General features: G+C 31.0%; 26 protein-coding genes and 5 tRNA genes. 16 read left to right on the top strand and 15 right to left on the bottom strand.

Annotated features, from left to right (window positions below; all coding sequences use genetic code 11):
• The first annotated feature begins 49 nt into the window (after window positions 1-49).
• The 10 genes from SR63_RS08035 to SR63_RS07990 all read left to right on the top strand — a co-directional run bounded on the left by SR63_RS08035 (window position 50) and on the right by SR63_RS07990 (window position 3,571).
• Complete coding sequence (locus SR63_RS08035) at window positions 50-253, top strand: hypothetical protein (RefSeq protein WP_002839177.1); 204 nt, start codon at window positions 50-52, stop codon at window positions 251-253.
• A complete protein-coding gene (gene cgpA, locus SR63_RS08030; RefSeq protein WP_002866836.1) occupies window positions 243-905 on the top strand; it encodes a glycoprotein CgpA in 663 nt (220 codons plus the stop codon). The genes SR63_RS08035 and cgpA overlap by 11 nt, the downstream gene beginning before the upstream one ends.
• Window positions 905-1,753, top strand: a complete 849-nt coding sequence (locus SR63_RS08025; RefSeq protein WP_002866837.1) for a DNA ligase — start codon at window positions 905-907, stop codon at window positions 1,751-1,753. Before cgpA ends, SR63_RS08025 begins: the two co-directional genes overlap by 1 nt.
• Before the next feature lie 42 nt (window positions 1,754-1,795).
• A tRNA-Pro gene (locus SR63_RS08020) sits at window positions 1,796-1,873 on the top strand.
• Between the two features lie 24 nt (window positions 1,874-1,897).
• Window positions 1,898-1,974: transfer RNA gene (locus tag SR63_RS08015), tRNA-His, on the top strand.
• A 4-nt stretch (window positions 1,975-1,978) separates the two neighbouring features.
• Window positions 1,979-2,055, top strand: a tRNA-Arg gene (locus SR63_RS08010).
• Between the two features lie 14 nt (window positions 2,056-2,069).
• A tRNA-Arg gene (locus tag SR63_RS08005) sits at window positions 2,070-2,146 on the top strand.
• Between the two features lie 5 nt (window positions 2,147-2,151).
• Window positions 2,152-2,236: transfer RNA gene (locus tag SR63_RS08000), tRNA-Leu, on the top strand.
• 174 nt (window positions 2,237-2,410) lie between these two features.
• Entirely contained in the window at window positions 2,411-2,854 is a 444-nt protein-coding gene (locus SR63_RS07995) for a hypothetical protein (RefSeq protein WP_002866838.1), read from the top strand.
• 279 nt (window positions 2,855-3,133) lie between these two features.
• A complete protein-coding gene (locus SR63_RS07990; RefSeq protein WP_002866839.1) occupies window positions 3,134-3,571 on the top strand; it encodes a DUF411 domain-containing protein in 438 nt (145 codons plus the stop codon).
• Window positions 3,572-3,580: 9 nt separating this feature from the next.
• Here SR63_RS07990 and SR63_RS07985 read toward each other — a convergent pair whose 3' ends face one another.
• From SR63_RS07985 to SR63_RS07945, 9 genes are all read right to left on the bottom strand, one after another.
• Entirely contained in the window at window positions 3,581-4,084 is a 504-nt protein-coding gene (locus SR63_RS07985) for a TlpA family protein disulfide reductase (RefSeq protein WP_002851157.1), read from the bottom strand.
• Window positions 4,045-4,533, bottom strand: a complete 489-nt coding sequence (locus SR63_RS07980) for a TlpA family protein disulfide reductase (RefSeq protein WP_002851267.1) — start codon at window positions 4,531-4,533, stop codon at window positions 4,045-4,047. Before SR63_RS07980 ends, SR63_RS07985 begins: the two co-directional genes overlap by 40 nt.
• Entirely contained in the window at window positions 4,530-5,183 is a 654-nt protein-coding gene (locus SR63_RS07975) for an ABC transporter ATP-binding protein (RefSeq protein ID WP_002860103.1), read from the bottom strand. The genes SR63_RS07980 and SR63_RS07975 overlap by 4 nt, the downstream gene beginning before the upstream one ends.
• Window positions 5,180-6,298, bottom strand: coding sequence for an ABC transporter permease (locus SR63_RS07970; RefSeq protein WP_002877031.1), 1,119 nt, complete (start codon window positions 6,296-6,298; stop codon window positions 5,180-5,182). Before SR63_RS07970 ends, SR63_RS07975 begins: the two co-directional genes overlap by 4 nt.
• Window positions 6,288-7,580: an ABC transporter permease gene (locus SR63_RS07965; RefSeq protein WP_072238637.1), complete on the bottom strand. Its 1,293-nt coding sequence runs from the start codon at window positions 7,578-7,580 to the stop codon at window positions 6,288-6,290. Before SR63_RS07965 ends, SR63_RS07970 begins: the two co-directional genes overlap by 11 nt.
• Window positions 7,567-8,970 (bottom strand): Fe-S-containing protein, encoded by a 1,404-nt coding sequence (locus tag SR63_RS07960; RefSeq protein WP_002877036.1) that lies wholly within the window; start codon window positions 8,968-8,970, stop codon window positions 7,567-7,569. The genes SR63_RS07965 and SR63_RS07960 overlap by 14 nt, the downstream gene beginning before the upstream one ends.
• A gap of 81 nt (window positions 8,971-9,051) precedes the next feature.
• On the bottom strand, window positions 9,052-9,591 hold the full coding sequence (locus tag SR63_RS07955; RefSeq protein ID WP_002778842.1) for an iron transporter: 540 nt from the start codon (window positions 9,589-9,591) through the stop codon (window positions 9,052-9,054).
• Window positions 9,588-11,678, bottom strand: a complete 2,091-nt coding sequence (locus tag SR63_RS07950; RefSeq protein WP_002877039.1) for an FTR1 family protein — start codon at window positions 11,676-11,678, stop codon at window positions 9,588-9,590. The genes SR63_RS07955 and SR63_RS07950 overlap by 4 nt, the downstream gene beginning before the upstream one ends.
• Window positions 11,679-12,027: 349 nt before the next feature.
• The gene (locus tag SR63_RS07945; protein WP_002866842.1) at window positions 12,028-12,231 is read right to left on the bottom strand and encodes a hypothetical protein; all 204 of its coding nucleotides are present in this window, start codon (window positions 12,229-12,231) and stop codon (window positions 12,028-12,030) included.
• A gap of 330 nt (window positions 12,232-12,561) precedes the next feature.
• Between SR63_RS07945 and SR63_RS07940 the strand changes: the two genes are divergently transcribed.
• The 6 genes from SR63_RS07940 (at window position 12,562) to map (ending at window position 17,183) form a co-directional block, all read left to right on the top strand.
• Window positions 12,562-12,744 (top strand): YjfB family protein, encoded by a 183-nt coding sequence (locus SR63_RS07940; protein ID WP_002856010.1) that lies wholly within the window; start codon window positions 12,562-12,564, stop codon window positions 12,742-12,744.
• Between the two features lie 141 nt (window positions 12,745-12,885).
• Complete coding sequence (gene nhaA, locus SR63_RS07935; protein ID WP_002855944.1) at window positions 12,886-14,034, top strand: Na+/H+ antiporter NhaA; 1,149 nt, start codon at window positions 12,886-12,888, stop codon at window positions 14,032-14,034.
• A complete protein-coding gene (gene nhaA, locus SR63_RS07930) occupies window positions 14,031-15,200 on the top strand; it encodes a Na+/H+ antiporter NhaA (protein ID WP_012006796.1) in 1,170 nt (389 codons plus the stop codon). The genes nhaA (SR63_RS07935) and nhaA (SR63_RS07930) overlap by 4 nt, the downstream gene beginning before the upstream one ends.
• 8 nt (window positions 15,201-15,208) lie before the next feature.
• Window positions 15,209-15,670 (top strand): C40 family peptidase, encoded by a 462-nt coding sequence (locus SR63_RS07925; protein WP_002866843.1) that lies wholly within the window; start codon window positions 15,209-15,211, stop codon window positions 15,668-15,670.
• Between the two features lies 1 nt (window position 15,671).
• A complete protein-coding gene (murI, locus tag SR63_RS07920; RefSeq protein ID WP_002826386.1) occupies window positions 15,672-16,415 on the top strand; it encodes a glutamate racemase in 744 nt (247 codons plus the stop codon).
• Window positions 16,416-16,424: 9 nt separating this feature from the next.
• Window positions 16,425-17,183: a type I methionyl aminopeptidase gene (gene map, locus SR63_RS07915; protein WP_002877875.1), complete on the top strand. Its 759-nt coding sequence runs from the start codon at window positions 16,425-16,427 to the stop codon at window positions 17,181-17,183.
• 371 nt (window positions 17,184-17,554) lie between these two features.
• On the opposite strand, the gene SR63_RS07910 is transcribed toward map, so the two are convergent.
• The 6 genes from SR63_RS07910 to tkt are packed head-to-tail and all read right to left on the bottom strand — an operon-like array spanning window position 17,555 to window position 23,335.
• Window positions 17,555-18,055 carry a flagellar FLiS export co-chaperone gene (locus tag SR63_RS07910; protein ID WP_002877873.1) on the bottom strand — a complete coding sequence of 167 codons (501 nt, stop codon included), beginning with the start codon at window positions 18,053-18,055 and terminating at the stop codon, window positions 17,555-17,557.
• Window positions 18,056-18,110: 55 nt separating this feature from the next.
• Window positions 18,111-18,710: an ABC-type transport auxiliary lipoprotein family protein gene (locus SR63_RS07905; RefSeq protein ID WP_002866846.1), complete on the bottom strand. Its 600-nt coding sequence runs from the start codon at window positions 18,708-18,710 to the stop codon at window positions 18,111-18,113.
• The gene (locus SR63_RS07900) at window positions 18,710-19,600 is read right to left on the bottom strand and encodes an MlaD family protein (protein ID WP_002866847.1); all 891 of its coding nucleotides are present in this window, start codon (window positions 19,598-19,600) and stop codon (window positions 18,710-18,712) included. Before SR63_RS07900 ends, SR63_RS07905 begins: the two co-directional genes overlap by 1 nt.
• 2 nt (window positions 19,601-19,602) lie before the next feature.
• Window positions 19,603-20,325 (bottom strand): ABC transporter ATP-binding protein, encoded by a 723-nt coding sequence (locus SR63_RS07895; RefSeq protein ID WP_002866848.1) that lies wholly within the window; start codon window positions 20,323-20,325, stop codon window positions 19,603-19,605.
• The gene (locus SR63_RS07890; protein ID WP_002866849.1) at window positions 20,326-21,435 is read right to left on the bottom strand and encodes an ABC transporter permease; all 1,110 of its coding nucleotides are present in this window, start codon (window positions 21,433-21,435) and stop codon (window positions 20,326-20,328) included.
• Between the two features lies 1 nt (window position 21,436).
• Complete coding sequence (gene tkt / locus SR63_RS07885) at window positions 21,437-23,335, bottom strand: transketolase (RefSeq protein WP_002866850.1); 1,899 nt, start codon at window positions 23,333-23,335, stop codon at window positions 21,437-21,439.
• Between the last annotated feature and the right edge of the window lie 4 nt (window positions 23,336-23,339).

Genomic DNA, 23,339 nt, shown 5'->3' with positions numbered 1-23,339 from the left:
ATACGACGAAAGCACAAGAAAAAAAAGTTTTTATACCCATGTTATAAAAATGATTTTTTGGGCTTTTCTTGTTGTAATTGGAGCGATTTATTTTGGCAATATGTTTTTTGGGCAGTATTCTTTAGATACTTTATTAAGCTTAGAAAATACCAAAGAAGAGCTTAATAAAAAGATTATTTTGCTCAAAGAACAAAATGCTAAAGCACAAAAAGATTATTTTGAATTAAAAGGATTATACCCAAATGAAAACTAGAATTTTGGCAATATTTTTTATTTTTACCTCTCTTTTATATGCTGATGAAAATCCTTTCAAGACAGATCAAAATATAACCTTGGTTGCTCCACCTGAATTTCAAAAAGAGGAAGTTAAATTTAATTCTAGTGCAAGAATTTTAAAAAGCATCACTTTTAATTATATCAATTTAGACGGAAGTGAAGATAAGATCGATTTAGATGTTAATAAAAGTATTGATTGGCACGATACTTATACTATATCAAGATTTAAAAGCCCTGATCCTTCAAAAGTACTTGATGTTTCAGTTACTATACCTGAAAAAAATAGCTCTAAACAAGAATCAAACTCAACAGCCAATGTTGAAATACCTTTACAGGTTGCAAAGATTTATGATTTTATTTCTTACGCGGTTTATAAAAACAAAATAAAACTTAACACTAGTGATGAAATGATCACAGATTTTTCAGTAGGAAATCCAAGTAAAATCGTTATAGATTTTAGATCTAATTTGATTAGCCCTACAAAAAACATACGCCTTAGTAATTCTATTTTTAAACGCATAGACTTTGGATCTCATAAAGGATATTATCGACTTGTAATATATCTTGATGGAACTTATAATTATAATATTCAAAAAGATGCAACTGGATATATGATTAATCTGCTTTGATGAGATTTATTTTTTTAATATGTTGTGCTTGTTTAGTTTTTGCTAATGAAATTTTACTTCTTAGCAAATTCGATAAGCAAGATTTTAATTCTAAAGATTTTAATGCTTATTTGATGAGCGAAAAACTTGATGGGGTGCGTGGAATTTGGGATGGGAAATATCTAAAAACTCGCCAAAATTACAAAATAAAAACTCCTGACTTTTTTACAAAAAATTTCCCTCCTTTTGCTATTGATGGTGAGCTTTGGATAGCAAGAAATAAATTTGATGAAATTTCAGCTTTAATTCGTAGTGGCGATAGCAATTTGACCTTATGGAAGGAAGTAACTTATAATATTTTTGATGTGCCAAATGCTTGCGAAGAATTTCAAATTTCTACTTGCACTCTTAAAAATCGTTTGGCTGTTTTAGAAGAGTATTTACAAAAATATCCTAGTGCCTATATAAAAATTATTCCTCAAATTCCAGTTGAAAATCAAAATAATTTAAATCAATTTTACGAAAGCATTATAAAAAATCAAGGTGAAGGTATTGTTATACGCAAAAATTTAAGTCCTTATGAAAAAGGCAGAAGTAAAAATGCTATGAAATTAAAACCCTATGATGATGCAGAATGTGAGTTGGTAGGATTTCGCAAGGGTAAGGGTAAATTTGAAAATCAAGTAGGTGCCTTACTTTGTAAAATGCCTAATGGACAAATCATTAAAATAGGCAGTGGTTTAAAAGATGAAGATAGAAAAAATCCTCCAAAAATTGGTAGTATTGTGACTTATAAATTTAATGGATTGACCAAAAATTCCTTACCTCGCTTTCCGGTTTTTTTAAGAATAAGAGATGAAAATCCTTGACTTTAAAATTATTTTGTGATAAAATATTTCCTTTTATTTATTCGGGGTGTAGCGCAGTCTGGTTAGCGCACTTGGTTTGGGACCAAGGGGCCGAAGGTTCGAATCCTTTCACCCCGACCATTTTTTATAAATTTATACAAAATGGTGAGTGTAGCTCAGTCGGTTAGAGCATCAGATTGTGGTCCTGAGGGTCGTGGGTTCAATTCCCATCACTCACCCCACTAAGCGCTCGTAGCTCAACTGGATAGAGCGACAGACTTCGGATCTGTAGGTTATGGGTTCGATTCCTATCGGGCGCACCACCAAGATTTTATATGCGTTCATAGCTCAGCTGGATAGAGCAACGGCCTTCTAAGCCGTAGGTCAGAGGTTCGAATCCTCTTGGGCGTACCACTTTAGCGGATGTGGTGAAATTGGCAGACACGCCAGACTTAGGATCTGGTGCAGCAATGCGTGAAGGTTCAAGTCCTTTCATCCGCACCACTTACTTTTATCATTTTCAAACAAGAGTTGATTTCTCATAAATTTTTATTTCATTTTAAAATTTCTTATGATTGTTAGATAAAATGCAAATTTAATTTAGATAAATTTAAAAATTATCTTGCAAAAGATTTGAAAAATAATTAAAATATACAAAATTCAATTCAAGGAGATAAAATGAAAAAATTAGGTTTAGCTTTGGCAGCTTTAGTTGCTTTAAATGTGTCAGCATTTGCAGGGGTTATCACTATACATGATTCTAATTTAGTTAAAGTATCAGGAGGAGATGATACCTATGCAAAAATAGCTTTAGATAACGCTAAAGAAGGAATGAAAAATCAATTTAACACTGATAACTTAGAGATTTACGCTATAGAAAGTATCAAGAAAGATGATCCAGAACACTATAATGTTATTCAAAGGGGCAGTTTTAAAGTAATGAAACAAGAAATAGCAAAAGGAAAGACTGTTTATTATAATGAATTCTTAGTTGTAGATAGAAAAACAAATTGGGCTGCTGAATGGGATATTGAATGTGATCATCTTGATAGACCTATAAAATTAAGCAATAATGTTAATTGTCGTTCTGGTATCTCTACGAGGCGCTATAATTTCAAATAATACTTGAAAGCTCTAAAATAATAGAGCTTTCACACCATAAAGGTTTTGACTATAAAAAACATAGTATAAAATATATCTAAATTTTAAGCTTTTTAAGTTAAAAATTTCTAGTTTTTTAAATCGTTTTATCTTTTATATCTTTGCTGTAAAGACAAAATCAGCACTCATTAAAAATCTTTTCTTGATTAAATTTTTGTAAATTCATTTTTAGTGTTAAAAATGTGATGATATTAACTTTATAAAAGTATTATTATATATTTTTTACTTAGGATAGCGATTATGAAAAAAACAATTTTAACTATTCTTTTTTTACTCACTCTTACGCAGGCTAAGGAAATACAAGTTTATGAAAGTCCTACTTGTGGCTGTTGTGATCTTTGGGCTGATTATATGAAAGCTAAGGGTTATGAGGTTAGCGTTCATAAAACCAATGATTTTCTTAAAATCAAAGAAAAAATGGGTATAAAAGATGAGTATCAAAGTTGCCATACAGGTGTGATCGAAGGCTATGCTATTGAAGGGCATGTTCCTGAAAGTGCCATAGTATGGTTGCTTGAAAACAAGCCTAAAGATGTTATAGGAATTTCAGCTCCTGGCATGCCGCAAGGAAGCCCAGGAATGGAACAAGGTTATAGTGAAAAATATCCTGTAATTTTGATGAAAAAAGATGGAAGCTATGAGCTTTATGGATATTTTATAGGAGATAAAAAGCTTTAAAGTAAATTTTTAGCTTTTTACTTTTTTGATTTCTTTTTCAAGTATGCTATAAGGAGTTAAGCCTATGAATTTTTCATCCATTTTTCCTTCTTTGAAAAAACTAAGCACAGGCACTCCATATATTTCCCCAATGGCACTTGAAAGGTATTTAGCTGCTCTTTTTTCATAAAACATTGCTAAATTAGATAAACCTTTTTCATCAGCCCAAGCTTTTGCATCATTTGCATCATTTGCATCGCCTAAAACCACAAAGATATTAAAATCATAATTTTTAGCCAAATTCTGCAAAATAGGAATTTGTTCTTTACAAACTCCACAATCTTTTGTGAAAAATACTAAGGCAAAATTTTGTGCTTTATCATTTAGTTTTAGGCTTTTTTCAAAACCATTGTAGGCAAAATTATAGGTTTTATCACTATTTAAAGCTTTAAAATTTTCTCCACTATCACAAGCTACAAAAAATAAAGCTATAATTAAAGCAAAGAAATAAGCTTGGATTCGAAAAATTCCCATGGTTTTTCTCCTAAAATTCTATCTTTTATCATCCCATCTTTAATGATGATGGTAGTAGGGGTTGCAAACACAGCATAACGATCATTGGTGATTTTAAGATCGTCTTTTAAAACTTTTACATTTTTAAAGTCAAATTGTTCGGCTAAAACCTTAACCACATTGGCATTATCGATGGAATTTATAGCATAAACACTGATTTTATTGGGGTGATTTTGTATGAATTCATCTAAAGAAGGGAGTTCTTTTAAGCAAGAAGGGCAGCCATTTTGAAAAAAGACCAAAACTTTTAAACTTGTATTATCATCAGCAAGTTTTACAGCTTTTCCTAAGGTATCTTTAGCTGAAATTTCAGCGCTTTTTTCTCCAACTTTTCCAGTATCTTTTGAATTTTCAAAAGAACAAGCATTGAGCAAGAACAAAATGCTTAAGATTAAAAGGCTTTTTTTCATTTTAACACCCCATGTTGTAAGATAAGGGTTCGATCTGCGAATTTGGCTAAATCAGGATTGTGTGTGATTAAAACTATGGTTTTGCCTTCATTTTTTAATTTTTGCAAGGTTTGAAGAACGATTTGTTCATTGGCTTCATCTAAATTCCCTGTGGGTTCATCTGCGAGTAAAAGCTCTGGGTTGTTGATCAAAGCTCTTGCTATGCAAACTCTTTGTTGTTCTCCACCACTTAATTGGCTAGGTAAATGAGTGAGTCTGTGCGAAAGTCCTACTTTTTCAAGAACCATTTTAGCATCTTCTTCATCTACGCTTGAGTGATAATACTGAGAGAGCATAACATTTTCTAAGGCGTTAAGATAGGGGATAAGATGAAATTGTTGAAAGACAAGCCCTATTTTTTCACGACGTAAGGTGATTTTTTGCTCCTCATCCATTTGCTCTAGGTTTTCATTGTCTAAGATATACTCCCCAGAGCTTGGAGTGTCCATGAGTGATAGTATGTTTAAAAGCGTTGATTTTCCACTTCCTGATGGACCCATGATGGCAAGCCATTCTCCTTCATAGACGCTTAAGTTGATATTGTTTAAGGCTTTAACTTTGCCAAATTCTTTATTTAAGTTGTTTATTTTAATAAGTTCTTTTTTCATTATTCACCTTTCAAATTTTCACACACATTGATTTTTAATGCTCTTTTTATAGGAAAAAATGCAGCCAAAAAGGCAAAAATCAAAGAAATGATTAAGGCTATAAAAACAGCTATAAATCTAAAATCAATACTAGAATTAAAAATCAAATAACCAAAGACATTGGCTAAAAATATCCCACAAAAAGCTCCGATTAAACTAGCAAAAAAACTTACTATAAAGCATTCACTAGCAAAAAGTTTAAAAATTTCACTTTTTTTCGCACCCAAGGCTAAACGCAGTGCGATTTCTTTTTTGCGAGAAAATATAATAGAGCTTAAGGTCGTATTAACGCTAGTAGTGACTATGATCAATACTACAAGTATGATTAAAAACATTAAAGCTTTGATTTTTCCAAGCACTAAACCTTCACTTAAGGATACTGAAGATATAGGTTTTGCATCGATGAATTCATTGCTGATTGCTTGTGTTTTGGCTTTAACTTCATCAAAATTTCCATAAACTACAGCATTAGCATAGTTAATACCGGCTCTATCGCTTAAATTTTGCACCACGCTTAAAGGAGCTAAAACAATGCTATCAAATTCATCATTGCTTGAAAGTATGCCTTTTATGGTAAGTTTTATGCTTTTTCCATTGTTTGGATTGTAAATTTGAAGTTCATTGCCTGTTTTTAGGCCCAGTTGCTTGGCTAAATTAACCCCTAAAAAGGCTGAATTTTCATCAAAATCATTTAGGGAAAAGCTTCCTTCTTTAACTTCTAAAAAAGGTTTGGTGATTTTTAAAGCCCTAAAATCAGTGCCTAAAACCACTCCGCTTGTACTGCCTAAATTTAAAAAATCATACAAAAAAGGAGTTAAAGCCCTAGCCTTTAAATTTTCTTTTATTTTTTCATACTCAGCATTGGAGATAAAATTTTCATCCTGCTTAGGACTTATCATTACATTTGCTCCATAAGCTTTTAATTCTTTAGAAAGTTTGGTGTCAATATCAAAATAAATATTTAAAAAAGCTGAGCAAGTAAGTGCTCCTATAAAAACACTTAAAACTATTATAAAAAGTCTTTGATAAGAAAAGCTAATGCTTTTAAAAAGCTCATTAAGGAAAAACTTATCTACCATAAAGCACTCCTGCAGCTGAAAGTTGTGTGATATTTTTGATAGGAAGCAAGCAACCTAGTAAGGCAATAAGTCCTGCAAAAATAAAGCTTAAAGGTAAAGCTATAAAGGCTATATCAATAAAATATCCAAAAATACTAAGACTGATGATTTGAGAAAGTGCTGTGCCAAAAATAAAGCCAAATAAAGCAGCAAATAAAGCTACGATTAAATTTTCACTAGCAAAGATGAGATAAATTTGAAAAGTATTAGCACCAAGCACTTTTAAAAGTCCTATTTCTTTTTTTCTACGATGAATTTCAGAACTCATCAGACTTGAAATCGCAATACTTGCAACAATAAGACAAATAATACAAGTAATGCCCATTAAGGATTGGATCTTTTTAACCACCAAGCTTTGAGCATCGCTTATAGCATTTAGAGCTTTTGCATCAGCACCTGGTAAGCCATCGCTAATTTGACTAGCGATTGAGCCTACATAAGCTGAGCAATACCATTTGTCATATTCTAACTGATCTAATTTTTCTTCGCCCATGCGACGCACTTTTTCAGAAAGGGCTGATTCAGGTATGGTAAAAGCTCTTACTTCTGCACTTGAGTAAAGCCCTTGTTTGTTGAGTAAATCTTGAGCTAAATTTAAAGGAGCGATGATTTTATTTGACATTTTAGGATTGGCATGAAGTAAAATGCCTACGATTTTTGCTTCTTTGCTTTGATTGTTTTCTCCTGTGAGTTCGATAGTATCTCCTAATTTTAGTTTATTGTTTTTAGCAAAGTCTTCGCCTAGCATGATTTCATTGCTATCATCTTTTGCCCATTCTCCTTGCACTGCTAAATAAGGATAAAGACTTTTTATACCTGTGATAAAATCATCATCATCTTTAATTTTTATGGCTTTTTGAAAATAAGTGCCATAAATAAGTGCTTTTTGCTGGGAGTTTTCAATTGTGATTTTACCTTCTAAAAAAGGAGCAAGTGCGGTGATGTTGTTACGCCAATAAATGTCTTTAATCATATATAAATTTTTTTCTTCTAGGTAGTTTTTGTTTTTTAAGGGTTCATAAAGTTCATTACCTATTTCTATACTAAGACTTGAGCCTTTGGGTAAAACAAGGATATTAGAGCCATAGCTTTTGAGTTGTTTAGTTACTTCATCGCCTATACTTAGGGTAATATTTAGCATAGTAGAGAGCAAAAGCGTGGCTAAAAAACAAGTAAGAAAGGCTAAAAATTTTTGAATTTTGTTTTTAAATATAGAGTTAAAAATCATTTTAGCCAACATCATTTCTCCTTTGGATTAAAAATTGGGCTTCGTTTTCTTCTACATATTTTGTAGGATCTTTTTTAAATTCTTCATAGTTGTTTTGATTTGAAAAATAATAAGTAATCCCTTTATAGCTATAAGAAAAAGGAGCTTGGGTGTTTATAATTTTTGTTTTTGATACAGGATCTTGCACTTCAATTTCTTTGATTTGACTAAAATAATTAGATCCTGCTATTACATCTTTAACATCTATGGTGATTTTTTTACCATCGTATTCGTATTTGAGTGGGATAGGATTGCAACCCCCGCTTTTGCCTACACTAGGCAAGAAAATACGCACATTGCAAGAAATGCAAATGAGTTGTCCATCTTTTTTGATATAGCCCATATCTCCACAAATCATACAAGCATCAAAAACAGCTACAGGAGAATCCCTATCTTCTCTTTTATTGATAAGAAAAAACCTTATCACTTTACCTTCAGCACTGATATAAGCAAAGCGGTGGAGTTTGTTGTCCCTTAAAAGAGCTATATCAAAGATAAATTTGCCATTCTTATTGGGTAAAATTTCTTTAGGCTCATCTATGGTTAAAGGCTTAGAGCTTACCATAAAAAAGTATAAAATAATACAAAAACTTATAACACAGGAGATAAAAACACTGGAAAAATAGCGATTAATAAGACTTGTTTTAGCTTCGTTTTTGCGATAATTTATATCTAAAATTTGTTTTTTGCTTATATTTTTTTTGCGAATTTTTAGGCTTAAGAATGCTAAAAAAGTGATGAAAATTAAATAAACATAAATTCCAAAAACACCAAAATAATTACTTTTTCCTACAAAACTCACCAAAAAAGTATGAGTTTCTATGATGGAATTTCGCATTAAAGTAAGCAAGATATTGGCTAGAGCTTTATCGCTTTCTATAAGGATAAGCAGTAAAAACAGCATAAAGCTTGTTTTTTGATTAAAATTTTTTTGCCATTTTAAAAAGAAGAAAATCAAAATACAAACAAGCAAGGCTAAAGCAATAAAACCTAAAGAACTTATACCTTCGCTATCGATTAAAGAACTAGTAAAAATAGGGAAATCTTGACTTAAAAAATAATAATGCAAAGCGGTGCAAAAACTTAAAATTCCCAATAAAATAAAATTTAAAATTTCAATTTTTTTCCAAAAATAAAATATAAAGCTTACTAGCAATAAACCTATAAAAACAAAATCAAAATTAAAGATTAAATTTTCGGTTTTTAAAAATTGTGCTGCGATAAAAAAAGCAAAATATCCAAATAAAAAGCCCAAAAAAACTACTAAAAAACTTTTAAAAATATATTTTTTATCAGGAGTGATAAAGGCCATTAAAATACTTAGCGGTAAAACACTGATAAGAAAATGCACAAAATATATACTCATAATTTACTCTTTAAACATTGTTATTTTAATTTTTCAATAAAAATAAAAATATTTAAACACTCGGAAAATCCGAGTGTAAAATCATTTTGGCGTGCCTGTGTATTTGAATTTATAATCTACTTTAAAAGGTTCAAACCACTTACCCACGCCTGTTTCTTCATCAACATGGCGTCCAAAACCTTGTTTTTCTGGATTTGAGATATAAAAAGTAAGTTCATAATTTCCTACGCCAAAGCCACCTTTTTTATCTTTTTCCATAGCGATATTTGCGCCATAGTGAGGACCATCATCAGCCACCATAGGCATCAAAGTTCCGCGTTTAATCGCACCTGTGTCGGTATTTTTAAGTTCATAGGCTATGGTTAAATAAGGCATCCAAAAACCTTCTGGAAAACCATTTGGATTGTTTTTAAGTGCGTGAATGTCAGCTTCTAGGTGAATATCTGCTAAAGACGCAGCTAGATCAATACCTCTTGGTTCCATTTCAATAGGTTGTAAATAAACAGCGGCTATTTCCATGCCATTAAGTTCTTTTGGATCGCCGATTGGCACTTCGCCTGCAAATAAATTTGTACTAATAACCGCAGCTGCAGCAACTACTGATAAAACTTTTTTTATCATGATTTTACTCCTTTTTTTGAAATTTGTTTTGTTATTAAAATGCCAATAATTAGCATGATCAAAACTATAAATTGAGGGATTAAGGTTTCATAGTAAGGATAAATTCCAAGCCATAAAATCGGTTCAAAATTCATAGGTATAAGACTAGGAATAATGACTTTTCCTTCTATGAGTTCAGCTATGCCTTTGCCTGTAAAAACAAAAACCATGTAAAAAATAATGTAAGAAGTGATATAGAAAAATTGTTTTACAGGTATGCGAATGGCTCCTGCTTTTAAAAGAAAATATAAAACAATAAGTATTAAAATTCCAAGTCCAAGCCCACCAAAAACAGCACTAAAATCAGTGCTTGTTTTAGCATCAAAAAGCAAGGCTTGATAAAAAAGCACAGTTTCTGCACCTTCTCTATAAACAGCTAAAAATACGGTAATCCAAAGGGTTTTTGCACTATTGTTTGATATAGCATCTATAGCACCTTGTTTGATAAAGCTTGTCCATTTTTTATTTTGTGCGTTTGAAAGTAACCAAAAGCCCACATAAAAGAGTAGTAATACGGCTATAAGCATGGTAATACCCTCTATAAGCTCTCTACTTTGTCCTGCATTTTCTTTAAATAGCCAAGAAACTCCAAAAGCGGTAACAAAACTTAAAATCACTCCTGTAAAAAGAGCACTATAGGCGATATTTAGACGATTTTTATTACCACTTTGCACAAGATAAGAAACAATGGCTACAACGATAATCAAAGCTTCCAAGCCTTCACGCAAAATAATACCTAAAGCCCATATAAACAGCGAATAAGGAGTAGAATCTTGAATTTTATCCACACTGCTTGCTATGAGTTGTTCTAAGTCATTAAAAGTAGCTTCAAGCTCTTTTTTATCTGCACTTGCTTTAATCAGTGCCACACCTTTGGAAAATAAACTTTCTATTTTAAGTTTTAAGCCACTATCTACAGCACCGATTTTATTTTCCATACCGCTTGCTTCAAAAATATCTAGATAAATTCCTTGTAAATCATCTACTATAGAAGCACTAAAGCCATCATAATTTTTTAAAATTTCATCTAAAGCAAGTTTGATATCATTAGAAACTTTGGCATAATCTTTGCCTTTTGTTTCATCATTAAAGCCTGAAATTTGCAAACTTGAAAGTTCTGAATTTGGAATTTGTAAGAAAACATCAAAAATTTGTTCTTCTATGTTATCTAAGCCATCTCTTAAGCCTTTTTCATCTATTTTTGCATCGTTGATTTGGCGTATAAGGGTGCGTATGGCTTGTTGAATTTTTTGATCGTTTCCTGCTTTGGTAAATTTATTTACTAAAATTTCTACTTTGGTATTGCGATAATCACTAAATAAGGCATCATTTAAAAAATCTTTACTAGCTTGGTAGTTTTTTTCTTTAAAAGCATTAGCTGCCTGTGAAAATTTGGTAGAGATGTTATCTAGTATAAATTGCAATCTTGCGTCCATTGCAGCGGCAGCTTGTAAATCAGCGCTTGCATTATCATCTGTAAGTTTGCTTGTGTCGTTGTTTGCAGGTGTAGAAGCTTGGGTGGTTAAAGAACTTTGTGCTAAATCTTTTTTATCCACGCCCATCATTTGTGCGATTAAAGCTTCTGCATCAGCTTCGCGTTTGGCATTGGCTTCTAGGCTTGATTTTTCAGCTTTAGCCTTATCATAGTTTGTATCGCTTGCTTCTGCTTTTAAACGATATCCATTTTGTAAAATAGGGGCTACTTCATCAAGATCATAATAAAGACTATCAATTAAAGCATTAATTTGTGTCAAAGGAGCTTCATCTTTATACATACGACGCAAATTTACAAATTTACGCTCCATGGTGATGGCTTTTCTTCCTATGTTTCTTCCTATAGGGCCTTCCATATTTTCAAAATGTTGAAAATACGCATCTTCGCTAAGCTTTTTAGCACCTAGATTATCACCCTTTTTGTAAGTTTCTATGCTTTGTTTTAGCATGTCTTTGATAAGATTTGCTTCATTAATATAATCATCTACTCTAGCAAAAGCTGAGCTTGATAAAAAAATACTTATAATTAAAAATATAATTTTAAAAATTTTCATTATCATTATCCTTGGTTTTTGATAAAAATAATATTTATTATCAAAATAAATAATGGCTAGTATAATATTAAAAATCTTAAATAGAACTAAAAAATAAGCTTTTGTATCGATAATATTTTTTATTAATTATATTTAAGATATATTTTAATAAATTTTTAAATATATTTTATTTTTGTGATTTAATATGGGTTGTTTTTAAGTATCGCAAGGTTTTCTTCTAAGCTATGCACTTTGGGATATTGTTTTTGTATTTTTAATTTTTCATTTTTTTGTGTTTTAAAAGCTTAATAAAAATCAAAAAATCATTTATTGTGTATTCTTCAAGGAGATGATTATAGCATATTTTAGATTAAGCAGATATATCCAAAAGTTTATCTTTTTTGTTGGTATCTGTGTTTGTAGAATCGCTATTGTCTTTATTTGCTTCTTCTTTCTCAGCTTTAGCTTCTACTTTTTCTTTTTTTTCTTGAAATTTTAAAGTTGAAGTTATATTAATTCTTTTACTTTCAAAATTTGTATCTACTATTCCCCTACAAGGTGTATTAAGTAACATTAGCAAACTCCTATATAATTGCAATAGCTTTTTAAGTTGTAATTTTTGATTATATTATAAATCGTATAAATAAGATAAAATTTAAATTTATTGAAGTAAAATTTTATCTATTTAATTTGCTTCTAAAAGTATCAACCATTTATATTTTGCTTATTGTTTCATAGTGTAAAAATTTTTAAAATAGGATTTTATCTTAAAAAATTTATGATTTTTAATTTCAGATATTGGTTTCCTTGAAAAATTTTAAAAAGTTTAGTAAAAAATATTAAGTTTTAAAAATATCATCCGATTTAAATAAAGTCTTAAGACTCAATCTAAAAGGAGGATGATATGGTTTCAGATGTTTCTATGGGTAATGCTAATTTAATGACTGCTGTTAATACTTCAGTTTTGAAAAAATCTATGGACACAAACGAGGCATTGATGAATGAACTCATCGAAGGTATGGAAGGTGTCTCTCAAGCCTCCGCTCCACAAGTTTCTAGCTCTAGTGGTTTGGATATTTACGCTTAAATATCTTAAGAACAAGCTTAAGAACTTGTTGGTATCTTGAGCTTGTTTTTTTAAATAATTATTTCTTTAGTATTTTTTCGTTATAATTTTGCCATTTTATTTATCGTATTAAATTTTTATAATATTTATTTAGGAGCAAGGATGCAAATGATAAAGAAGATGGTTTTAAGTGAAACTTTCCCTGGTATTTTGCTTATATTTTTTACATTTTTAGCCTTATTATGTAAAAATTCTTCTTTAAGTGTTATTTATACAGATTTTTTTCATGCTAATTTTACAGTAGGATTTGATCATTTTCAAATTTCAAAGTCGTTGGATTTATGGATAAATGATGGTTTGATAGCTATATTTTTTCTATGTATAGGGCTTGAGTTAAAATATGAAATTTTACGCGGACAGCTTAAAAATATAAGAGCTGTATCTTTACCTATATTTGGAGCTTTAGGGGGTATGATTACTCCTGCTTTAATTTTTGCTGCTATTAATTATTCCCATGATTTTGCTATGAAAGGTTGGGCAATACCTACAGCAACCGATATAGCTTTTGCAGTGGGCATTTTGATGCTTTTAGGAAATAAAATTCCTACAAGTTTAAAGCTTTTTTTACTTTCTTTAGCTATTTTTGATGATTTGGGCGCTATTGTTATTATTGCTTTATTTTATACAGATCAGCTTTCAGCTTTGGCGATTATTATTTGCTTGTTTTGTATATTTGCTCTGCTTTTGTTAAATTATTATCACATAACCCATCTTTCTTTGTATGTGTTAGTAGGTGTTGTATTGTGGATAGCTATGCTTAAAAGTGGAGTACATGCGACTTTGGCTGGTGTGATTATTTCTTTATTTATACCGCTTGATACAAAAAATAAAAAACCTTATTTGCATGAAGTTCTTAAGGATTTAAATCCTTGGGTGGTTTATTTTATCTTGCCTTTATTTGCTTTTGCTAATGCTGGGATCGATATCAGAGATATGCATCTTGGTTCGGTATTTTCGCCTGTAAGCCTTGGAATTATTCTAGGATTATTTTTAGGAAAGCAACTAGGTGTTTTTACTTTTTGTTTTATTGCTATCAAACTTAAGCTTGCAAAACTACCTGAAAATATTAAATATGGAAAATTTTATGGTATATGTATTTTAACAGGCATTGGTTTTACGATGAGTTTGTTTATTGATGGTTTGGCTTATAAAAATAGTGATATTTTTGAACATGCGGATAAACTTGCTATTTTAATAGCTAGTTTTTTAAGTGCCATTGTTGGTTTTATTTATCTTAAGATTGTTAAATGAATAATATAGTACATAAATTAAAAACTTTAGTTTTAAACGAGGCTTTTGGTGGTGTTTTACTTATAGTTTGTACTTTGCTTGCTTTGCTTGTGCAAAATGGATCTTTTAGCGAACATTATCGAGAATTTCTAAATTTAAAAGTCGGATTTAGTGTAGGTGAATTTGAGCTTAACAAGCCTTTTTTACTTTGGATAAATGATGGGCTTATATCTATATTTTTCTTTGCTATAGGGCTTGAGCTTAAAAAGGAATTTTTGCACGGGGATTTTAAAAATCCTAAAAATATTGTTTTACCTTTTATGGCTGCTTTAGGGGGTATACTTATACCTGCGATGTTGTTTGCTTTGGTAAATATAGGAGATGCTTATACTTTAAAAGGTTGGGCTATACCTACAGCCACAGATACAGCGTTTGCCTTAGCGATTTTAATGATGTGTGGCAAACATATTCCATCAAGTTTAAAAATTTTCTTACTTTCTTTGGCTATTTTTGATGATGTGGGTGCTATTTTAATTATAGCTATTTTTTATACGACAAAATTATCAATAGTTGCTTTTGTCGTTGCAGGAATTGCTATTTTGGCAATGCTTGTTTTAAATATTTTAGGAATAACAAGAAAGTCTTTTTATTTTATTTGCTCAGTTATTCTTTGGATTAGTGTTTTAAAAAGTGGTGTGCATGCAACTTTAGCTGGAATCATAACAGCATTTTTTATACCGATGCAAACTAAAAATGGAGAAGCATTTTTAGAAGAAATCTATGAAAGTCTAAAATTTTGGCTCGCTTTCGTTATCTTGCCTTTATTTGCTTTTGCTAACGCTGGGGTAAATTTATCCAATATCGATATAGGAGCAATTTTTTCAGGTGTAAGTGTAGGTATTTTCTTGGGGCTTTTTGTGGGTAAACAAGTGGGTGTATTTTTGTTTTCTTATTTGGCAATCCGCTTTAAATTTGCAGCCTTGCCCCAAGGTTCAAATTTGAAACAACTTTATGGGGTTTGTATACTTACAGGAATTGGTTTTACAATGAGTTTGTTTATCGATGGCTTGGCGTATGAAGTTAGCGATATTTTTAATTATGCAGATAATTTAGCTATTCTCATAGCTTCATTTTGTTCTGGGATTTGGGGTTTTATTTATCTTAAATTCTTTGCTGCTCGATCTTAAGGGGATTGATGAGGCATATTTTTTTCATCATCACGATTATATTCTTTATAAGCGGATGTAGTTTTTATCAAAATTTAAACTATACTCGTCCGATTTATAATACAAATAAAGAAACAAAACTTAAGACTATAGCACATGAATGGAAAAAAACTCCTTATGTTTTAGGTGGAACTAGTAAAAAAGGTGCTGATTGTTCAGGATTTACACAGAGCGCATTAGCTCAGCTTAATATACGCATACCTCGCACTACAAAAACTCAATTAGGTTCTGGAAGAAAAGTTTCTAAATCAAAATTGCAAACAGGAGATTTGGTGTTTTTTAAGACAGGTAGAGGGCCAAATGGTATGCATGTTGGTATTTATATGAGCAAGGGAAAATTTATACATTTATCTACTAAAGGTGGAGTAAAAGAAGTCGAGCTAAATAACTCTTATTGGAAGGCTCGTTATATAGGAGCAAGAAGGTATTAAAGTGAAAATAGGTGTATTTGATAGCGGAGTAGGAGGGCTTAGTGTTTTAAAATCTCTTTATGAAGCTAGACTTTTTGATGAAATTATCTATTATGGAGATACCGCAAGAGTTCCTTATGGGGTGAAAGATAAAGATACTATTATAAAGTTCTGTCTTGAAGCATTGGAATTTTTTGAACAATTTCAAATTGATATGCTTATCATTGCATGCAATACTGCTAGTGCTTATGCTTTAGATGCTTTAAGAGCAAAAGCACATTTTCCAGTATATGGCGTAATTGATGCAGGGGTTGAAGCAACGATAAAAGCTTTGCATGATAAAAATAAAGAAATTTTAGTCATTGCGACAAAAGCAACCATTAAATCAGAAGAATATCAAAAGCGTTTGTTATCTCAAGGATATACAAATATAAATGCTTTAGCTACAGGGCTTTTTGTGCCTATGGTTGAAGAAGGTATTTTTGAAGGAGATTTTTTGCAAAGTGCTATGGAGTATTATTTTAAAAATATCACAACTCCAGATGCTTTGATACTCGCTTGCACTCATTTCCCTTTACTAGGACGTTCTTTAAGTAAGTATTTTGGTGATAAAACAAAATTAATTCATTCAGGAGATGCTATAGTTGAATTTCTTAAAGAAAGAGAAAATATAGATTTGAAAAATCATAAAGCAAAATTACATTTTTATGCTTCAAGCGATGTTGAATCTTTAAAAAATACTGCTAAAATTTGGCTAAATTTATAAGGAAATAAAATGATAGAATTGAAAAAACCAGATGAAATAGAAAAATTAAGAATAGCAAATCAAATTGTAGCAAAAACTTTAAATTTTTTAGAGAATGAAATTAAAATAGGAATGAGCTTAAAACAAATTGATAAAATGGCAGAAGATTATATTTTAAGCCTTGGCGCCAAGCCATCATTTAAGGGACTTTATGGTTTTCCAGGTGCCATTTGTACATCTTTAAATCAAGTTTGCATCCATGGAATTCCAGATGATAAAATTATCAAAGAGGGTGATATTTTAGGTCTTGATGTGGGAAGTTTGATTGATGGGTATTATGGGGATGCAGCAAGAACTATTGCTATAGGAGAAGTTTCACCCACTGATAAAGCTTTAATCTCTTGTGCTAAAGATGCGTTATACCATGCTATAGATATTATTCATGATGGAATGCGTTTTAAGGAACTTTCAGCTGCTTTAGGCGAATTTATCCATACAAGAGGTTTTGTCCCGCTTCGTGGATATTGCGGGCATGGTATAGGACGAAAGCCTCATGGAGAGCCTGAAATTTTAAACTATTTAGAAAAAGGTGCGAGTGCAAAAAGTGGCCCTAAAATTAAAAATGGAATGGTGTTTTGCATAGAGCCTATGATATGCCAAAAAGATGGAACACCAAAGCATTATAATGGAAAATGGGATGCTGGAAGTATTGATGGGCTTAATGCGGCTCATTATGAACATTGTGTTGCTGTGATTAATGGGCGTGCTGAAATTCTTTCTATGATATGATATTAAATTATAAAAATAATATTTTTTTCTTAAAATCCTAAAAATTTAAAATTTTTTAAATAATATTGTAGTAATATTCTTTAATAATTTAAGTTACTAAATGATATTTTTATAGCAGTTTAAGTGTTGTTAGAATAAAATGTCACATCGTATTAAACTAAAACATAAATATGGTTTAGATAATTTAATAAAAATTATTAAATTATCTAAATATTTATTTTAGTTTAAAGAGATCTTTTAAGATCTCGTTTGGGTTAGGCTATTTCCCTCCCCCTTTTTATTCGTAGCCTAACTCTCTTTTAAGAGTTTGGAAAATCTCTTTAAGCTAAAATATATTATATTTGCTTAAAGAGAATAAACGATTACTATTCTTATTTAAATAAATTTTTAAAATCCATTGTAGAGTTATAAATTCCAGTATTATCCATAGTTTCGCCCATGGTAATTGTGGTTGCTAACTCTGATAGAATGATTTTTATTTCATCTCTTTTATCTTGTATATAGGCCAATACACCTTCGTAATTACTTGTTTGAAGAATTAAAAGTGGATTAGCAATTTCAAATTCAAAAAGTTTTTTACCAACATAAACATTGAAAATATTTCCAAAAAGGGCTGTTCCCATGAAAGAGCAGTTTTGTATAAGTTGTGATGCTGTGGCATCAAGAGTTCTTTTTTGCATATCATCTGAATTTTCATCTATTCTTTCTAGAATGCTTTTTTCTATTTTTTTTAAAGACATATCAAGCACTTGAAGTGCTCCTATAAAATCATTTGCATCATTGATTTGAGAGCAAATTTGATTTGCTTTAAATTCATTCACGCCTTGAATTTCGCCTAAGTGTTTTTTAAATATTTCTAAATCACTTTTCATTGTTTACCTTTCAAAAATATTGCTAAATATTTAAAAAGCAAAAAGTGTTCCTAAATTAGGATAAGTTAGAATTTACCCAAAAAATAATCTCATTGCCAATTTTATTCAAGGCTTTTTGAAAAGCATTATAAGTAGAGCGGATATCTTTTTTTTCTATTTTTTCTTTAGTATTGAAAATTTTATGAGCTATTATCTGATTGTTTTCAAGATTTATGAAATTTACACTTATAGAAATTTGAGCGTAGTTTTCATTGTTGCTAAGAATTTGCTCAAAAGAATTAATCCTGCTCTCAAGGGCATAATCCGCATTTAAAGAGCTTGTTGAAGAAAGTAAGGTTGTAAAAATATTGCTTTGTTCAAATTTTGACAAAATTAAAAAAGAATAAAGATTGCTTGGCAAATCTCCCCAGAAATAATGTGCATATTTGTTGCTAAAACCATTATCTATATAAACAATAGCTCTTGAGTTTAAATACAAAGGTGTATTTGCATTGCGAATTTTAAGAATTTTACCGGTTTTTTTAAAAAAAATATTTGAGTCTATTCCTTCATCTTTTAATATGATATTTTCATTTTTATTGATGGTTTCGTGTTTTAAAGAGCATCCGCATAATATAAAAATAAAAGTAAAAATATAGAATATTTGCTTTAGCATTATTTTTCTCCTGGTCCAAGTTTAGGTTTAGTTTCTTTAAAAATCAAATCAGCAGGGCTGTTTTGTAAATTTTCTATTAGAATATTGCTTTCAATTAAAACCCGTTTAAAAAGTTCTAAATTTTGCATCAAAGATGCTTTAATATCATCATAAGTGTTTAATTTTTCATCAGCTTTTTTTATGAAATTTTTTAAAATCATTGTGCTTTCTTTTATGTTTTTAAGACTGGAGTTGAAATTTTGCGCACTAAGGCTTATATTATCAGCCATTTTTCCTATTTTTAAACTTGCGTTTGAAAGATTAAGACTTAAATTTTTAGAATTAGCGTTTAAATTTGCACTTAATTCTGCTAGATTTTGCAAAAGGATTTCTAGATTTTTAAGATTTTTTTCGCTTAAAAGTTCTTTTGATTTATCATCGGCCGTTTTAACCAAAGAAAAAATATGTTCACTTTGTCTGTCTATGGTTGCTAAAAAACTTTCTTTAAAAGGAATGACTGGAAGTTTTCCGTGGATAGATACTAGATCTTTACTATTTTTACTTCCGCCTTGAAGTTGGATAAATTTAAGTCCTGTGATACCTTGAAGTTGTAAAGTAGCAAAGGTGTCTTCTTTTATAGGGGTATTGTTTTTGACCTTGATGCGTATATTAACGCCGAGTTCATCTTGATTGTAAATGCTGATTTCTTCCACGCTACCTACTTCCACGCCCAAAAGCCTTACGGGTGCTTTTATACCAAGTCCTGCAACGGATTCTTGTGTGTGAATTTCATAATACTTAAAACTTTCTTCTTTGGAGTATCCCCCAAGCCAAAGTATGAAACCAAGACTTGCAAAAAATACTCCAAAAACAAAAAGTCCTACAAAAAAATAATTTGCTCTATTTTCCACTTTTACTCCATAAATTTTTTAAAAAGTCGTTCATTTTGCAAGCGCAATTCTTCGTAAGTACCGCAAAATCCAACTTTTTTATTTTCTAAAATGATAAAGCGATCGAGTAAATTTTTCATACTTTCTTTATCATGTGTAACCAAAATGATATTTAAATCAAAACTTTTTTTTAACTCTAAAACCAAATCGTCAAATTCGCGACTACTATGAGGGTCAAGTCCTGAAGTAGGTTCATCTAAAAAAAGCAATTTACTATCAAGTGCTAAAGCTCTAGCAATTGCCACTCTTTTTTGCATACCGCCACTAAGTTCGCTTGGAAATTGTTTTAAAACACTTTCGTTTAAGCCTACCATTTTTAGCTTCATTAAAACCAGTTCTTGTATGCTATTTTCATCTAAATGAGTGTATTCTTTTAAAGGAATAGCGATATTTTCATAAACATTAAAAAAGCTAAAAAGTGCAGCAAACTGAAAAACCACACCCCATTTTTTACGCAAAGCAAGTGCATCTTCTTCGTCGATATTTTTAAGTTTATAGCCTAAAATTTCATATTCTCCACCATCAAAATGTTCAAGCATAAGCATTTGTTTTAAAAGGACGGATTTTCCACTTCCACTACCTCCTAAAATACCAAAAATTTCATTTTTTTTGATTTCAAAACTTACGCCATCATGGACAATTTTTTCTCCAAATTTTGTAATGATATTTTGCGCTTTAATAACCATTTAAATTCCTGCAGAAGTTAAAACAACAGAGAATAAAGCATCAAAAGCTATCACCCAAAAAATAGCATTTACAACGCTTTTTGTTGTATAAATTCCTATGCTTTGTGTAGTGTTTTTTACCTCAAAACCACGAAAACAAGCAATAAGTCCTATTAAAAATCCAAAAATAGGTGCCTTTGCAAGTCCTATAAAGATATGTTTTATATCTACAGCTTCTCTAAAGCGTCTTAAAAATTCGGCAAAAGAAATATCAAGATTTAATTTTGCAACCATCATTCCACCTATAATACTGATCGCATCGCTAATGGCAACGATTAAAGGCATAGCCACTACCAAAGCCATAACACGCGGAATAATAATAAATTCAAAAGAACGAAAACCCATAGTATTCATAGCTGCAATTTCATCAGTGATTTTCATCACTCCAATTTGTGCGGTATAAGAACTTGCACTTCTTCCTGCGATCACTATGGCAGCGATTAAAGGTGCAAGTTCTCTAGTGGCTGAAATTCCCATCAAATCCACTATGAAAATATTGGCTCCAAATTGTGCGAGTTGATAAGCAGCCTGATAGGCTAAAACCACTCCTACTAAAAGAGCGGTTAAAATAACTATAGGCAAAGCTTTAAAAGCAGAATTTTCTATATGATATAAAAAAGCAATAAAGCGAAAATTTTTAGGATTTTTAAGGCATAAAAAAAGACTTGTGAAAAAAGCTCCTGTGAAATTGGTGAATTTTATTAAAATTTTTAAAAGTTCTAAACTTAATTTTCCAAGATCGATAAAATATTCACTGAAATTTTTATGTGATTTTTTTGTTTTACTTAGTCTTTGGTAGTTTTTTTCACAAAGTTCAAAAAGGGTTTGAAAGCGTGAATTTAAGCCTTCTTTGGTGATTTTAATATTTTTATCTTTAAGGTCATTTTCCAAAGCAAGGAAAAATCTTACTCCAGCGGTATCGATTGCTTTTAGATCTTTAAAATCAAAAATCACTTCCTTGCTTTGAATCAAAGCTAAAAAATCTTTTATTTTTAACTTATAAATACTTGTTTTATCCCAAATTCCAAAGATAAAAAGAGTGTTATTTTGAAATTTGAAATTTGCATTCATTTTATTTGCTAAGGATAAAATTTATAAGCTTTGAAACACTAAATCCAAAGTGTTCAAACACATCTTTGTCTTTACCACTTTCTCCAAAACTTTCTATGCCATACACTTTGTGGCAAAATTTATAAAGTTCATTAGAATGCGCTGCTTCAACGCCTATAACTTCACCTTTTAACAATCTTTCTTGATAAGTTTTATCTTGTTTTTCAAAAAGTTCAAAACAAGGCATAGAAACAACATTACAAGCAAAACCTTGTTTTTCAAGTTCGTTTGCACTTTCTAGACAAAGCCAAACTTCACTTCCACTTGCTAGAAGTGTAAATTTAGCGTCTTTGCTTTCTTTGAGTAAATACGCTCCGTTTTTTACATCTCCAAAAATAGGTTCATTTAGAGCTTTGAGTTTTTGGCGTGAAAGCACAAAAGCACTTGGAATATCAGCATTTAGGGCTATTTGCCAAGCTTTGACATTTTCTACCCCATCAGCAGGCCTAAAGGTTAAAAAATTTGGCATAGCTCTAAAAGTGCTAAGTTGTTCTATAGGCTGGTGTGTTGGGCCATCTTCGCCCACGCCTATGCTATCATGCGTGAAAATAAAAAAATGTTTGATTTTCATTAGGGCTGCTATTCTTGCGGCAGGTTTTAAGTACTCACTAAAGATGAAAAAAGTTGCCGAAAATGGTAAGAAAATTCCATATCTTGCAAAAGCATTGTTAATCGCTGCCATAGCGTGTTCTCTGATGCCAAAATGGATATTTTTACCTTCTATAAAGTCTCCCATACCGTGAAGTTCTGTTTTATTTGAAGGGCCTAAATCCGCACTTCCACCTAAAAATCCTTCTAAATTTTTAGCTAAAACATTTAAAATTTCACCATTGCTATCTCTTGTAGCAAGATCTTTTCCTTTAAAATCAGGATAAGCTATCTTGCTAAAATCAGGGTTTAATAGCCTTTCTAAAAGTTCTTTTTTACCACTTTTTTCAAGTTTATCTTTCCATTTTGCTTCTTCTAAATCCCCAAGTTCTACAGCACTTTCAAAGCGGATTTTGCTTGCTTGTGGGATATGAAAACTGATATTTGGATCAAAACCTGCTTGTTCTTTGGCTTTTTTAATCACTTCTTCGCCCAAAGGTGCGCCATGGCTTTTATGACTGCCTTCAAGCTCTCCTGCACCCTTTGCTATAGTTGTTTTTGCGATGATAAGACAAGGTTTTGTGGATTTTTTAGCTTGTTCTAAGGCTTTATTAATTTCTTCATAATCGTGTCCATTTATACTTAAAACTTCAAATCCTTGTGCTTCAAAACGCATTTTTACATTTTCGTTAAAGGCTAAACCTACATCGCCTTCTATGGAGATATTGTTGCTATCATAAATAAGTATGAAATTATCAAGTTTGTGAAGTCCTGCTAAAGAACAAGCTTCATAAGAAATGCCTTCTTGTAAATCCCCATCTCCGCAAAGACAATAAATTTTATGATCGATTAAATCACTACCTAGCAAATTTTGCGCTTTTTTTGCTGCCATAGCAAAGCCTACAGCGTTTGCAACGCCTTGTCCTAAAGGGCCTGTAGCGATTTCTACTCCAAGAGTTGAAATTTCAGGGTGTCCTGGGGTTTTAGAATGAAGTTGGCGGAAATTTTTAAGATCTTCTAAGCTTAAATCATAGCCACTTAAATGTAAAAAACTATAAAGCAAAGCACTTGCATGTCCGCCTGAAAATACAAGTCTATCACGGTTTAGCCAAGTGGGATTTTTAGGATTGTGTTTTAAATGATAACTTAAAACACTTAAAATATCTGCTAAACCCAAAGGTGCACCTGGGTGTCCTGAGTTTGCTTTTTGCACCATATCGGCACTTAAAAATCTTAGAGTATTTGCCTGTTCTTGTAAAATTTGAATGTCCATTTTT

The organism is Campylobacter sp. 2014D-0259, from assembly GCF_008000505.1.
Taxonomy (GTDB): Bacteria; Campylobacterota; Campylobacteria; order Campylobacterales; family Campylobacteraceae; genus Campylobacter_D; species Campylobacter_D jejuni.
Note: the sequence above shows the minus strand (reverse complement) of the source record. Positions and strands in the feature narration are given on the sequence as shown.